The sequence below is a fragment of the Yeosuana sp. genome (assembly GCF_057126245.1).
Map to the genome: position 1 here is coordinate 21,354 of NZ_DBNGMQ010000108.1, position 15,109 is coordinate 36,462.

Below are 15,109 nucleotides of genomic sequence, written 5' to 3' on the forward strand. Positions count from 1 at the left end.
CTTTAACGAATATGATAAAAGACACCAAAATAGCCGTATTAATTGATGGCGATAATATCCCCTCAAAATATATTACTGAAATGATGCAAGAAATTGCTAAATACGGAACTCCTACCATAAAAAGAATTTATGGTGACTGGACAAAGCCTCATTTAGCAAAATGGAAAAATGTATTACTTGAAAATGCCATTAGTCCGATACAACAGTACAGTTATACAACTGGAAAAAATGCCACTGATTCTGCTATGATAATTGACGCCATGGATATTTTGTATTCCAATAAAGTTGATGCGTTTTGTTTAGCATCTTCAGATAGTGATTTTACCAAATTAGCAACACGCTTACGTGAATCTGGTCTACAGGTGTATGGCATTGGAGAAAAGAAAACTCCAGATCCTTTTATTGTTGCGTGTGATAAGTTTATTTATCTTGAAATATTACATACTGTCGATGACAAAGCTGAAGGTGGAAAGAAAACTGAAAAGGCGAATTTATATAATCTTACACCGAAAGTAATACGAATGCTTAAAAACTCCGTGTCTGATGCCGCTGATGATGATGGTTGGGCGTTTTTAGGAGATGTAGGTTCCCTCATTCTTAAAAAGCAACCTAATTTTGATGCTAGAAATTTTGGTTTTGAAAAATTAACCCCCTTGTTTAAATCTTTAGATATGTTTGAAATGGAGCAAAGAGACCAAAGCAATGGACGTTTCAAACTAATTTATGTGAAGAATAAATAGTTAATCAACAAGTTGACTTAATGCTTGAAAAAGAGTTTGCTTAATGGTTAACATCATCCTATTGTTTTTAGAAAACTTTTGATTGATTTCAAGTTCAATTCCTAAATAGTTTTCTGGAAACTGTGTTCGTAAATATGTTGTAAATCCATCAGCCTTACCTAAATACGGATAATTGAATCTGACATTTAGATTCGGATTGAATGTTTTTATTTCTGCTTTTAATCGTTTGCAAAATTGCCATTCCGAAATGTTTGACGAATCAAATAGTAATCCAATATCACAGTGCCTTTCTATAGTATTCAAAATAGGAGTAAAGCTATGCACAGAAATATGAAGTACATTTTCTCCTGACTCCAATAAAGTTTTAATAGAAATTTCAACATCATTTCTATATGGTAAATAATACATGTCTTTAAGACTTTTCTTTTTTGTTTTTGAAAGGAGTTTTGAATATTCCGAATATAAATTCTTGTGATGCAACGATCTATTTAGTTCAATAAGTAGCCTACTTGTTTTATTAAATTTAGAATAGTCAGAAAGCGGTTTTAAAGCGTTAAAAACATCTAAAGCACCTAAATCATATCCTTTATGAGTATTTAAAACTTCTGTATTTTCTTTGAAACATAAATAGTACGTTTCAGGCACATGGTTGCCGCCATGCTCACAAGTTAATAAAAGTTTCATGGAATAAATAATCTGTTTTCCTGCAAACAGATAGCTAGTTTTGAATATACTTTTTGAATATTTTTTTCAGAATAATCAGATCCAACAGCCTTTAATATACGAGTTGCTAAGGTCCCTTCTTTCAAGATAAATTCAATAACTTCTTGATATGATTTGTTTATGTTAGGCTTAGCTAATTGATATAAATGCGTCCATATATTTTGAACACTCAAAGGATTATGGATGCCGAACATATCCAGATATTCCATATTTGAAATTTTAAAAGATTCTGCATCCTTGATAACCGCATTTAAAATTTCAAATAAGTCTTGTTTTAACCATTTTTTTTGTGATTGAAGAGAAGCTAACTTTTTATCAACTAAAAGCCTTAATACTTCAATAATAAGTGAGCAAATAGCGATATCCGCTTTTGGACATTCTTGGATGTCAACCAACCGTATTTCAATAGAATTTCTATCAAAACGAGCAATAGCACCTCTAGAATTAAGGAAATGATAATCTAAAATATGTCGACTATCATAGGGTTTTATTGCTTTTTTAATGGGCTCAAAAATTGATGCATAGTAATCACCTTTTGAAAATACGCGCTCCGGAATAACAGATCCTGTTAGTTCTGGTATTTTTTTCTGATTGGATTTGTAATATTCCAATCGTGTATCTTTAAATCCTGTAGATCTTCCATCCAAAATAGGTGAACTAGCGCATAATCCAGGAATAAGCGGTAAAATAATTCTTATGGCAGCATGTAGCTTTTCAAATTCTTTATCATCGAAAAACGGTAAATTTATATGTGTGCTTTGTACATTACTCCAGCCATGACCTTTGCAATTGAAAATTCTATTATACAATTCATAGACGTCATTATTATCATGTTCCCAAAGCTGCATATCTGTTAACGGATTCATCAATGGATGTGCTCCCGTAGAAAGTAATTGAGTATGTAAAGGCTTTAAAATGGCATTAATTTCAACGATGTTTTCATGAAAATTATCCGAAAGATGTTCCAAACTGGTTTTTGGACCATTTGTTTTTAGTTCAATAACGTGCCCGACTAATTCATTACTCCAGGCAATATGTCCATTTTCTATATCAGAGGTTAAAGTTCCGTTCTTTTTTGTTAATAAAACATCAACTATAGGAGCTACTTTTAAATTGGAAGAATTTACGAGCATATATTCAAGTTCAATACCGTAAACTTCAAATAAATGATATTTATTCATGCGACTCTAAACGTTTTTTAAAAGCGTTGAGAACTTCTGTATAAACAGTATCACCATAATAGGCATCCTCAACACCAAAGTCTATGTTTGGATTATCATTAATTTCAATAACCATAGGAACGTTATCAATAACCTTTATATCAATACCATAAAGTCCTTTACCCATTAATTTAGCCGATTTTAATGCCATGGACAACACTTTTTTAGGAACTTTCTCAATCGGTAAACAGTCAGCATTTCCATCTTGATCATCTTTTTTATTAGCGTCCCAATTGTAAATTTGCCAATGATCTTTTGCCATATAATACTTACAGGCAAAAATGGGCTTATCATCAATGATCCCAATACGCCAGTCATAAGTTGACGGACAAAACTCTTGAGCAATAATCAAGTCTGACTCCTTGAGCATTTGAGAAACCAAGGTATTATACTCATCTTCGGTTTTTGCCTTTTTTACACCAAATGAAAATGTAGAATCTGGAGCTTTTAATACACACGGCAAGCCGATAAGTTCAAGAACAATGTTGCGATTATCTTTATGTACAATAATTGTTTTTGGTGTATTTATATTAGCATTTTGAAGTGCTTCCGCCATATACACTTTATTGCAGCATTTTAAAATAGAATCGGGGTAATCAATAATAGCCATACCTTCTTGTTGTGCTTTTCTAGCAAATGCGTAAGCTTCATTATTAACTTCGGTACTTTGTCTTAAAAAAAGAGCATCAAAGGACGTTAAGCGCGGTTGGTCTTTAGGTTCTATAATTTCAACATAAATTTTCATCTTTTCAGCAACATCAATAAACCTTTTTAATGCTTTTGAATTACTTGGTGGTGCAGAATCATTAGGGTTTACCAAAATAGCCAAATCAAAATCTGAATTAAACACCTTTAAAGTATCATAACGTTTTTTTGAAAAATATTGATTTGCAAAAATGTGAACACTTTCAATATGCTCTTCCGGAATTTCAGATTCTGATATAACCTTAATACTCTGAATATTCCATTTGGTTGTATGATTAAACTTGGCCCGTAAAAAAGGCACTTGAAAATGCTTATAAAAAAGACTGCTTAATTCCTTGTATTTTTGAGCAACGTTTTGTCCGAAATAAATACTGAGCGTGAAGTCTTGCGATTTAATGTTTTTTAAACTTTGTTGAATCACATCATCAAACTCCTCAGAGACCAATCTAACTAACTTTAAAGTTTTTAAATCTACTAAGTTTTTAACTTTTGGTATAGGTAAATGTCCTCTAGCTTCTGCCAAAAGTGATACATAGTATCCTTTAGATTGATAGGAATAATCTTTACAAAGATTAAAGATTCTTGCTTTTTTTAATAAGGAATATTTTGGATTTGTAAGATAATCTTGTGAAGAAATGACTCTAATATTCTCAATCGAAAAACTCCATTTTTCAGGTTGATTGACAACAATATATTTGTTCATTAGTAGCGCCGCATAGCGATATAAAATTTATATTAAAAGTATAATATTTTTTAATAACTTTTACAAGCGGATATATTTTTTATAAACGATTATTTTAAAAGAATATAATATGTTTAATTTTTCTTAATTATTGATATTTTCTCAAAAAATAACCATGTGTTCGGATCTAATTCAATGGATGACACGTTTTTTATCATTGGTAAAATTGTTTTTAATGTTTGTTCTAAAACTGTTTTAGTGATGATTGAAGAACTGCCATCTTCAAAATTAATTTTAATATCAATCGGAAAGGTGAAAAGATAATCCTGAGTTTGTTTGATTTCTAAAATCAAAACATCTTTAAATTCCCATTTAACTTCCAATTTTGGATGTCCAGATTGATATAACCATTGTTTAAAAAACGTTGAGAAATCTTTGCCAGAAACCGTTTCTATAACACGCTCAAAATCTTCTGAAAGCGCATTGCCAAACTTATATTTTTCATAATAAGCTCGAATTCCTTGCCAAAACAGGTCGTCTCCTAATTCCTTTCTTAGCATATGAAGTACCCAACTACCTTTTTGATAAGAATTTGGATTAAGAAGTTTTAAATAATCTGTTACAGACGTGTCTACGATTGGAGCCTGACTCAATTTGGAAAAGCGTAACGCTTTTTGTCTGTCAGCTTTCATTTTTTTAACAAATGAATCACGACCATAATTATTTTCAAAAAAGAGATTTTCAAAATAGGTTGCAAAACCTTCGCTTAACCAAACGTGATACCAATTTAATTCTGAAGCCGAATCGCCAAACCATTGATGAGCAACTTCATGAGCAATTGTATCTTCATAATCGCCTTTACCAGAAATATAATTCTCATTATAAAAAATGTTACCAGCATTTTCCATACCTCCATAAAGTGTTTTCGACTGAACATTGGCTAATTTTCTAAACGGATAGGCACCAACATGTTCCATCATGAATTTTAAAACTGGTATGGCCGCAGCATAGTCTTTAAATCCGTTATTTCTATCTTGAGGAAACACCCATGATGAAACTGGGATATTATTAACTTCTTCGAGATATTCAACAGCAAATTGTGCCACACCAATAACCATAATTTTAGATGGTATAGGAGTATTCGTTTTCCAGCGTGTTAAGATTTTTTTATCTTTCAAATTAGTTTTTTCTATGAGTAAACCATTTCCAATACTTTGATAATGTGAAGGTGCAATAATCACCCATTCAACGGTAGCTTTTTCAGAAGGATGATCTACAACAGGAATCCAGTTTTTAGCGCGATCTGGCCAGTTATCACCAAAAAAAGTTCTGTCTCCATACTTGTTTTTAGAAATTATTAAACCATCAGATGGGATGCCATGGTAGGTAATTTTATAAGTTCTTATGTCATCACTTTTAGTTAAATCTATATCAAACTTCAGTTTATGATTTCCTTGTGTGAAGGCTATTTGATTATTTTCTTCTAATATTGAAGAGACGCTCATACCATTATTATCAAGTTGTTTTTCTACGAGATCTAGGCTGAACTCCGTAAGAGGTTTTTTGAATTTTATTTTTACTTCTGCAATACCTTGAATTTCATTTGAATCATCGGATAGAGTCAGATTAAATTTATAGTTTAGAATATCAATAGACTCCAACCTTAATTCATGGTCTTGTGCCATTAATTGAGGAAATGATAAATTGAAAACTAGTATTAAAATAAAAACACTCTTTACATACTTAATTCTACTCATTTTAAAAAACATCTTAGTCATTTACAATATTATTTCAATCTAATATCTACACAATACTGAATATAAATTTGTTCTTTATAGTCATTCGAAATAAAAAATATTAAACATATAATATTTGATGAATAAAAATAAAAAGTAATAATAAAATTCAATGAATTAATTTACGGTTATTTTGATTAACGGCATTCATTAATTCAGTTAAGTCTACTTCCAATAATTGATTTTCCTTAATACCGTATAACTTATTACCGAATATAGTAAAAGGGAAAGACATATTTAACTCTGCAATAGGATGACCATTTAAATCTATTATTATTGTTATATCACCTTTATTTAAAAAAGTATTATTGATTTTAGAAGTTTTAACGAGATATAAGTCTTCAAAATCATATTCGTGGAGTAGGTTGAGATTTGTATCTATTTTCAAAGTTTTGCTCAGACTTGTTTGTGCGAAATAATTTACTGAATCATTAAGAGTATGATATTTTAAAATAGGATCATCAGATTTTGTATATAACTGATTAGCAATAAAGAATTTGAACGTTCCAAATTGCTCAGAATTAAAGGATTTTGAACTGACTAAAGAACCATTTTTTAAAGTATATTTTTCAAGTTTATTACTAAATAAAAGTAATAAACTATCATTTTCTAATTTAGAATCATAAATGGGGTTTTCTTTCTCATCAAAGGTCTTATAATAGATTTTTTTACCAGTTATTTTGTCTATCAATAGCATGAATGGTTCGCCAAAATTTATTGATTTATTTTTCCAATAGGCATACCCTTTATTCAACAGCAATAAAGTAGAATCTTTTTCCAAAATAGAAGATTTGCTCATTAATTTCTCGGGTAAGTTATAAGACCAAACAATACTGCCATCAACCCGATTAATCTTTGATAGCTTTTCTTTTGAAGCAAAATAAATATTTATACTATCAATGATAACATTAGAATTTATATCTCGAACCAAATTAGAACCGGATGAAACCACATACGTCCCAGTTAGAACACCTAATGCAATTCCTCCAACATTTTTAGCAATAGTTTCTGTATAGTCTTTTTTTCCAGTGACTGTTTCATAATCCCAACCCAACCCCGTTTTTTTGTTTAGGACATGTAAACCTCCTGCAACAATTAGTAAGTCTGATTCATTTAAGGTTTTTATTTTATTCCATCCATATTCTCTATTTAATTCTCTTTCCCAAATAGTATTACCATTTTTAAGATCAATTCTTTCTAACGTATGTAAATGGCCACCTAAGCCATTATATTTATAACCTATTCCAATTTTTTCAGAAGGATCTACATAATAAAAATCATTCTTAATTTTCCATATTGTAGAACCATTTTCATTATCTAATCGTATACTATTATTCCCTTTAGATAAAATAATAATATCATTATACTGCCTCAGGCTAGAATTAGAATAATCAATTTTTTTTGTCCATTTAATTTTTTGATTTTTTAAATCATAAACAATAATTTGTCCATTTACACCAAGTAGTTTGCCATTTTTGCTAAGCTTTCTTAATTGAATAGTGGCATAACCTGAAATGCTATCTATATAAAGACGATGAATTCTTTTCGAGAAATTAAATTCATTAGCATTTATATTATTTTGAAGAATAAAATTTTTACCAACTACTTTTTTATTTATGCTCTCAATAGGTGTGTTTTGGGCATATAACTGAAGAATAATTAGAAGTAAAGCGATAGTAAAAATTCTACTTTTCATCATTAAAATATGTTATAAGATGACTTATAAATGTAAGCAGTAAATCAAAAAAATCCTATGACAAAAGTCATAAGAATGGAATTCCTTAATTATTTTTTTAGAATATTTTAAAAAAGAGAGGATATAAAATCCTCTTAATTAAAAATTATTTAAAACAGTATTTTTAATTTTCAGTTTCCTCCATGGTATGATACACGTTTTGTACGTCATCATCATCATCCAATTTTTCTAATAGTTTTTCAACATCTGCAGCTTCTTCAGGTGTTAGCTTCTTTGTAACCTGAGGAATACGCTCAAAACCAGACGATAAAATTTCAATTCCTCTCGATTCTAATTCAGCTTGGATAGCACCAAAACTTTCAAAAGGCGCATAAATTAAGATACCATCATCATCCGCAAAAACCTCTTCAGCACCATAATCTATAAATTCCAATTCAACTTCCTCAGGATCTAATCCTTCAGCGTCAATTCTGAAGTTACATGTATGGTCGAACATAAATACCACCGAACCAGAGGTGCCTAAACTTCCGTCACATTTATTAAAATAACTTCTTACATTCGCAACCGTCCTGGTGTTGTTATCTGTTGCCGTTTCAACTAAAACTGCAATTCCATGAGGTGCATAACCTTCAAATATAACTTCTTTATAATCACCGAGACTTTTATCACTTGCTCTTTTTATAGCGCGCTCTACATTGTCTTTAGGCATGTTCACTGCCTTAGCATTTTGTATTACTGCTCTTAAACGCGCATTACTATCTGGGTCTGCACCACCTTCTTTTACAGCCATGACAATATCTTTACCAATGCGTGTAAAAGCTTTGCTCATTGCAGACCAGCGCTTCATTTTTCGTGCTTTTCTAAATTCAAAAGCTCTTCCCATATATCTTGTTTTTGGGTCCTAAAAAAGGAAATTTATAGTTGTAATTTTTTGTGCCTACAAAAGTAATAATGCTACTTGAAATAATAAAATTATTCGTCTTCTGGTTCTACAATAGTCTCTATTGCTTCTGCTAGTTTAAAATCTAAATCTGTAACACCATTAGCACTATGTGTTGATAAGGAAATGGTAAGGACGTTGTATACATTAGACCAATTTGGATGGTGATTTAATGCTTCGCACTCAAAAGCAATTCTACTCATGGCACTAAAACAGTCTTTAAAATTTTCAAATTCAAACTCGGCATGAATAGCATCCTCAAAATAATCCCAATCTGGAAATCTTAAAAGTCTTTTTTCTATATCCTGTTCTGAAAGTTTATTCATCGTTTTTTAATTTTAATTATGTATGATACTAAATTACTGATTTGAAAATAAAATATTCTATTATCTTTCTAATTCTGATAATATTTCTTGACTCACTGATTGTAAATGTTTGGGTAGCTTATTGTCTTTTGGTAATACAGCTAGATAGCGTTCATCGTTAGTTGTATAAACGTTTTTTAAAATGGCCTTTTTAGCCCCTAAAACACCAATAATTTCTTTGATAAAGTCATCATGATGCACTAAATCATTACTTCCAAGATGGAATACGCCAGTCTTGTTTCTATTGATAATATAATGAATTTGTTGCGACACTCTCGAATCTGTTGTGACATTCATAATTAAATTAGGAAATACGTCAATAGGAGTTTTTTCTTTTAAACTTTGAGTAATCTTAATTAATCGCGGCGATTGTGTGCCAAAAACCATGGGTAATCGTATGATAACCACTTTCTTTTTAGGAAGTCTCAATAGCATATTTTCAATTTTTATTTTGAAATGCCCGTAAATGCTATTGCTTAGTGTTTTATCATTTTCATAGCTAGGGTATTTGCTGTAAGCATCAAAAACGTTTGCAGATGATAAGAAAATGAGTTTACAATCGGTTGATAAAATATATTCTGAAAGATGTTTGTGTACAATCACTTGCGCTGAGAAATTACCCCTAAGTGATGATATAATGATGGTTGGTTTTACAATATTTAGAATTTCAAATACATCATCTTCCTCTAAATGATATTGAAAAAAATGGTTGTTTTTACTAAAGCTAAAATTATCTCTATGATATGTCCCAAAGGTTCTAAAATAGGAGCATAGCTCTTTGTACATAGCACCCCCCAAAAAACCACTGGCTCCTAAAATTAATATTCTATGTTTATTTTCTTTTTCTATCATAATTCAATGTAAAAATCTACTAGAAAATAGATAGTTGTGTTTTGGTAGTAAATTGTTCTAACGCTTGCATACCAAGTTTAGAGTTGCCATTAATATTGAGTCCGGGTGACCATGTGGCGATAATAAAATCATGCGGAAGAAGTGCTACAATACCACCACCAACACCACTTTTACCAGGTAAACCCACTTCAAAGGCAAATTCTCCAGCTTCATCATAAAAACCGCATGTTAACATGAGTGCATTAATGCGCTTTACTTGACTTTCTGTAAGATGTAAAATATTTTGCAAGCATTTTCCCTTATTTGCAAATAAATAAAATGCAGTTGATAGTTGACTGCATGTCATTTCAATGGAACATTGATGGAAATAAAAATCTAAAACATCTTCAACATCATTTTCTAAATTACCAAAAGATTTTAAAAGGTTAGCAGCTGCATAATTTTTGAATCCTGTAATTTTTTCTGAATGAACAACTGATTTATTAAAATGTATAGAATTATCATTAGTAATTCCTTTTACAAAATTTAAAAAATCTTCTTTCGGATTTTTTAATCGTGATACTAATATATCTGCAATCACAATAGCTCCAGCATTGATAAAAGGGTTTCTGGGAATCCCATTTTCAATTTCTAACAGAGCTAACTGATTAAACGGGTGGCCAGAAGGTTCTACTCCTACACGTTTTAATATATTATTTCCTATGATAGAAGTTGCTTTCGTGAGTGTTAATACTTTTGAAATACTCTGAATAGAAAAAGGCTTATTAAAATCGCCGATGGCATATTCATAACCATCTAAGGTTCTTAAATGGATGCCAAAATTTTGTTTATCAACTATTGCCAATTCTGGAATGTATGAGGCTACAGTACCTTTGTCTTTGGTATTAGCAACAGAGGCATAAATTTCTTTCAGAATTGGTTGAAAATTTCGCATGTTACTGTTTGTAAAATGGCAATTTCACAACGGTCGCGGGAATAGTATTTTTACGGATTTGTATATTGATTTTGCTATTTACATCCGAAAAAACAGTTGACACATATCCCAAACCAATACCTTTACCTAAACTTGGTGACATGGTGCCAGAAGTGACTTCTCCAATTTTGTTTCCGTTACCATCAACAATATCATAGCCATGTCTTGGAATACCGCGCTCATCTAATTCAAATGCTATAAGTTTGCGAGTAACACCGCCTTCTTTTTGAGATCTTAAAGCTTCTGAATTTGTAAAGTCTTTAGTAAATTTTGTTATCCACCCTAAACCCGCTTCAATCGGTGAAGTTGTGTCATCTATATCATTTCCATATAAACAATAGCCCATTTCTAAGCGCAAAGTATCTCGAGCTGCCAAACCAATAGGTTTGATCCCAAAGTCAGCTCCAGCTTCAAAAACTTTATCCCAAATTTGCTTGACTTCAGTGTTTTTACAATAAATTTCAAAACCACCGCTACCAGTATATCCTGTAGCAGAAATAATGACGTGTTCTATCCCTGCAAAATCACCCACTACAAAATTGTAGAATTTAATTTCGGCTAAATTATGACTGGTTAAAGACTGCATCGCTTCAATAGCTTTTGGACCTTGAATAGCAAGTAGAGAGTAATCATCACTTAAATTACGCATAACAGCTCCAAAACTGTTTTTAGATTGAATCCAGTTCCAGTCTTTATCAATGTTACTAGCATTTACCACTAAAAGGTAGGTTTCTTCTTTTATTTTGTAAATAATTAAATCGTCTACAATACCACCATCATCATTTGGGATACAGCTGTATTGCGCTTTTCCAATGGTTAACTTTGAGGCATCATTACTTGATACGTTCTGAATTAAATTTAACGCATGTTCGCCTTCAATTAAAAATTCTCCCATGTGAGAGACATCAAATACACCAACAGCTTGTCGTACAGTTTCATGTTCTGCCGTTACGCCTTCATATTGAACAGGCATATTAAATCCGGCAAAAGGAACCATTTTAGCTCCAAGAGCAACATGGGTTTCTGTTAAGGCTGTATTTCTCATAAAAACGGTTTTTAGTTCTGTAAATGCTTGAAAATTTAAAGCGCAAATGTATTGAAAATTTATAGATTTACTTTGGAGTGACAAAAAGATTAAACCTTACTTTCGTTAAAGTATTCTTAATTATTTGTCATAATTTTTAGGCATTCCATCTTTTCCATTTTTTATTATTATTTTTCAAAAAAAAATAAAATAGATTTATGAAAGCAATCTTCCAATTCCTTTGCCTTTTTTTAGTGACGTTTTCAGTACTTGCCCAAGACGGTGCACCTCAAGATTATTTATCATCTGAATTTCATAAGAATAGACGAGAAGCACTGCGTTCTAACATGCCAAAAAACACAGTTGCCGTATTTTTTGCGAATCCTGTTAGAAATAGGGCTAATGATGTTGAGTATGTGTATCATCAAGATCCAAACTTTTATTATTTAACAGGTTATAAAGAGCCTCATGCGGTATTGGTTATTTTTTCAGACAATCAAACAAATAAAAAAGGCGAATCGTATAATGAGTTGTTCTATGTGCAAAAACGAAATGCATTAGCAGAACAATGGACAGGGAAACGTTTAGGCATTGAAGGGGCTCAATCAAAATTGGGTTTTCAAAATGCTTTTAATGGAGAAGATTTTATAAATAACGGTATTAATTTTACCAAATTTGATGCCGTAATGTTTGAGGAATTTAAAGATGATTATAGAGATTCAAAACGAGACAAAACTGATTTATATAATTTAATTCAAACCTTTAAATCGCAGATTGATTATACAGAAACTACCGTTGTTACTAGCGATGATATGGATATTGAGTTAAATCAGAACACTAATTCGATTAAAGAAAAAAAAGTAACTAAAGACCATAAAACCCTAGCAAAATTAATGGCTGGCTTACGTGAAGTTAAAACGGACGATGAAATGGTGTTGTTAAAAAAAGCAGTGCGCATTTCGGCTATGGGACAACGCGAAATTATGAAAGCCATGCACGTTGGTATGTCAGAAGCAGAAATTCAAGGCGTTCATGAATATGTTTATAAAAAATATGGCAGCGAGTATGAAGGTTATCCAAGTATTGTAGGTGCTGGAAATAATGGTTGTGTATTGCACTATATTGAAAACACGCGGATGAAAGTAGATAACGATTTAGTATTGATGGACTTAGGAGCAGAATATCATGGTTATACAGCCGATGTAACCAGAACGATTCCGGCCAATGGAACATTTAACCCAGAACAAAAATTAATTTATGATTTAGTTTATGACGCACAAGAAGCAGGTATTGCTGTTACTGTTGTTGGGAATAATTTGCGTTCGCCAGATACGGCTGCCAGAAAAGTGGTTAATAAAGGATTGATTGCTTTAGGCATTGCAAAAGATGAAAAGGAAGCAAGACGCTATTTTCCCCACGGAACTTCACATCACATTGGTTTAGATGTACACGATACGAATTTAAGAGGTCCTTTTCAACCTAATATGGTGATTACAGTAGAACCGGGCATTTATATCCCTGACGGAAGTCCGTGTAATAAAAAATGGTGGGGCATTGCTGTTAGAATTGAAGATGATATTTTAATCACTGAAAATGGCCCTATTAATTTGTCTGATGAAGCGCCACGTAAATCGAATGAGATTGAAGCCTTGATGAAAGAAACAAGTCCTTTCGGAAGTTTTGAATTACCAAATTTAGATTGATAACCGTTAGTTATGCCGTTTTAGTTAATTAGATATTTTATTATAGTCTAAACCTAATGCGTCACAATAGTCTTTATTTGGGTAGCAATTTTCAAAATTCATAGGTCCTCGCGTATTATCCATTTTCTTGTAAGGTTAAAATGTCCAGTGAATATTATTTTTATCCAATAGTTGTCTAAAACCTTTAATCCAAGTATTATCATTTTCAACGCTTTTACCCATTAATATCGGTACATTATATTTATTTCTAAAGTCAATAAATTGTTGAATTTCAGCTTGTACTGGAGACATCCAATATAAGCGCATTAATCTTTTATGTCAACTTGTTTGACCGTTCCATATTTTTCCGCAATATTTTTAATTTCAGAAGCTTTTCCAATGAGAACAAATTGAAGATTATCTTTTGGAAAATAACTCTCTATTATTTTCTTTGATTTTTCAATTGTTAATTCATCAACATTTTTTTCGAAATCATTGATAACTGTTTTATCTAAATCATACCAAAACATTTCTATTAAAAGATCTGATAATTGACTAATTGTTTCATAATTTGGTGGAAATTGTCCTTTAACATAATTCTTTGCGGATTCTAAAGATTTTTCATCAATGCCTTTATTATGTAATCGGTTTGTAACTTCCAAAGCTAAATCTATAGCTTGTTCTGTAGTTTCTTTGGCTGTAAAAGTGCTGACATAAAAAGTTCCTCCATTTTTAAAATATCTAAACCTACTTCTGGCACCATAAGTTAAACCAGAGTTTGTTCGAAGTTCTTCATTCAACATGGAAGTAAATCTACCTCCAAATAAGGTGTTAACCACTTGAATAGCTACGATGTCTTTATTCTTTCTTGTAACCCCTAGAGCTCCAATATAAAATGTGGTTTCATTAGCATCGTCTTTATTAACTAATAACACTTGTCCGTCTGTAGGCTTTATAATGGGCTCCGATGTTAGCTTATTTAAGATTGAAGTGTCTTTCTTCCAATCGGAAAATAATGAAGTAACCATTTTCTTCATTTCATTAGAATTGAAATCACCTACAATACTTATAGCCGTATTGTTTGGCGTATAATTGGTTTTGTAGAAGTTCTTAATATCATTGATTGTAATGCTTTCTACCGATTCCTTTGTTCCGCTCAGCGAATTACCATAAACATGATCACCAAATAAAAGTTTATCAAAATAATCTCCTATAACTGATTTAGGACTTTCTTTATTTGTTTCTAGTTCTACTAGTGCACGACTTTTCTCTTTGTCAAATTCACTTTCATCAAAAACAGGATGTCTAAGCAGTTCTTTGATAATTGTCATAACACTATTTCTGTCCTTTGTTGCAAATTTAGAAGATAACGTTGCATATTCTTTAGATGCAGAAACGCTTACTCCTGCACCAATAAAATCTAAAGTTTCATCAATTTCGTTTTTAGTAAAATTTTTAGTGCCATGTTTCAATGACATTGCAGTGAGTCGCGCTAATCCAGCTTTGATATCATCATAAATAGCTCCAGCTGGAAAAATAGCAGAAACACTAATTAGAGGAACATCGTGTTGTTCCATTAAATAAATGGTTAAATCATTATCTAATTTGAATTTGGTGAATTCTGGTAGTTTATAGCCTTGAGCGTTCATACCAGAATATGATAAAACTGTAAAGCAGAGGAGTACAACTAATTTTTTTATTTCTTTCATAA

At 31.4% G+C, this 15,109-nt stretch carries 14 protein-coding genes; 2 read left to right on the forward strand and 12 right to left on the reverse strand.

Annotated features, from left to right (window positions below; translation table 11 throughout):
* Positions 1–11: 11 nt before the first annotated feature.
* On the forward strand, positions 12–740 hold the full coding sequence (locus AC15TD_RS14395; RefSeq protein ID WP_484452837.1) for an NYN domain-containing protein: 729 nt from the start codon (positions 12–14) through the stop codon (positions 738–740).
* Here AC15TD_RS14395 and AC15TD_RS14400 read toward each other — a convergent pair whose 3' ends face one another.
* The 10 genes from AC15TD_RS14400 to gcvT form a co-directional block, all read right to left on the reverse strand.
* Positions 741–1,424 carry an N-formylglutamate amidohydrolase gene (locus AC15TD_RS14400; protein WP_484452838.1) on the reverse strand — a complete coding sequence of 228 codons (684 nt, stop codon included), beginning with the start codon at positions 1,422–1,424 and terminating at the stop codon, positions 741–743. It abuts the gene before it with no gap.
* Positions 1,421–2,644, reverse strand: coding sequence for a glutamate-cysteine ligase family protein (locus AC15TD_RS14405; protein WP_484452839.1), 1,224 nt, complete (start codon positions 2,642–2,644; stop codon positions 1,421–1,423). Before AC15TD_RS14405 ends, AC15TD_RS14400 begins: the two co-directional genes overlap by 4 nt.
* A complete protein-coding gene (locus AC15TD_RS14410; RefSeq protein ID WP_484452840.1) occupies positions 2,637–4,091 on the reverse strand; it encodes a RimK family protein in 1,455 nt (484 codons plus the stop codon). Before AC15TD_RS14410 ends, AC15TD_RS14405 begins: the two co-directional genes overlap by 8 nt.
* 113 nt (positions 4,092–4,204) lie before the next feature.
* Positions 4,205–5,827 (reverse strand): M1 family metallopeptidase, encoded by a 1,623-nt coding sequence (locus AC15TD_RS14415; protein WP_484452841.1) that lies wholly within the window; start codon positions 5,825–5,827, stop codon positions 4,205–4,207.
* Between the two features lie 148 nt (positions 5,828–5,975).
* The gene (locus AC15TD_RS14420; protein WP_484452842.1) at positions 5,976–7,562 is read right to left on the reverse strand and encodes a PQQ-binding-like beta-propeller repeat protein; all 1,587 of its coding nucleotides are present in this window, start codon (positions 7,560–7,562) and stop codon (positions 5,976–5,978) included.
* Between the two features lie 163 nt (positions 7,563–7,725).
* On the reverse strand, positions 7,726–8,445 hold the full coding sequence (locus tag AC15TD_RS14425; RefSeq protein WP_484452843.1) for a YebC/PmpR family DNA-binding transcriptional regulator: 720 nt from the start codon (positions 8,443–8,445) through the stop codon (positions 7,726–7,728).
* Between the two features lie 89 nt (positions 8,446–8,534).
* Positions 8,535–8,828: a 4a-hydroxytetrahydrobiopterin dehydratase gene (locus AC15TD_RS14430; protein ID WP_484452844.1), complete on the reverse strand. Its 294-nt coding sequence runs from the start codon at positions 8,826–8,828 to the stop codon at positions 8,535–8,537.
* Between the two features lie 60 nt (positions 8,829–8,888).
* A complete protein-coding gene (locus AC15TD_RS14435; protein ID WP_484452845.1) occupies positions 8,889–9,719 on the reverse strand; it encodes a sugar nucleotide-binding protein in 831 nt (276 codons plus the stop codon).
* A 19-nt stretch (positions 9,720–9,738) separates the two neighbouring features.
* Positions 9,739–10,653, reverse strand: coding sequence for a glutaminase (locus tag AC15TD_RS14440; protein WP_484452846.1), 915 nt, complete (start codon positions 10,651–10,653; stop codon positions 9,739–9,741).
* Between the two features lies 1 nt (position 10,654).
* Positions 10,655–11,737, reverse strand: coding sequence for a glycine cleavage system aminomethyltransferase GcvT (gene gcvT, locus AC15TD_RS14445; RefSeq protein WP_484452847.1), 1,083 nt, complete (start codon positions 11,735–11,737; stop codon positions 10,655–10,657).
* A 197-nt stretch (positions 11,738–11,934) separates the two neighbouring features.
* Here gcvT and AC15TD_RS14450 point away from each other — a divergent pair, with 197 nt between their 5' ends.
* Positions 11,935–13,419 (forward strand): aminopeptidase P N-terminal domain-containing protein, encoded by a 1,485-nt coding sequence (locus tag AC15TD_RS14450; protein WP_484452848.1) that lies wholly within the window; start codon positions 11,935–11,937, stop codon positions 13,417–13,419.
* Between the two features lie 135 nt (positions 13,420–13,554).
* Here AC15TD_RS14450 and AC15TD_RS14455 read toward each other — a convergent pair whose 3' ends face one another.
* Together AC15TD_RS14455 and AC15TD_RS14460 are read right to left on the reverse strand one after the other, a co-directional pair.
* Positions 13,555–13,725 (reverse strand): hypothetical protein, encoded by a 171-nt coding sequence (locus tag AC15TD_RS14455; protein ID WP_484452849.1) that lies wholly within the window; start codon positions 13,723–13,725, stop codon positions 13,555–13,557.
* The gene (locus AC15TD_RS14460) at positions 13,725–15,107 is read right to left on the reverse strand and encodes a M16 family metallopeptidase (RefSeq protein ID WP_484452850.1); all 1,383 of its coding nucleotides are present in this window, start codon (positions 15,105–15,107) and stop codon (positions 13,725–13,727) included. The genes AC15TD_RS14455 and AC15TD_RS14460 overlap by 1 nt, the downstream gene beginning before the upstream one ends.
* Positions 15,108–15,109: the final 2 nt, after the last annotated feature.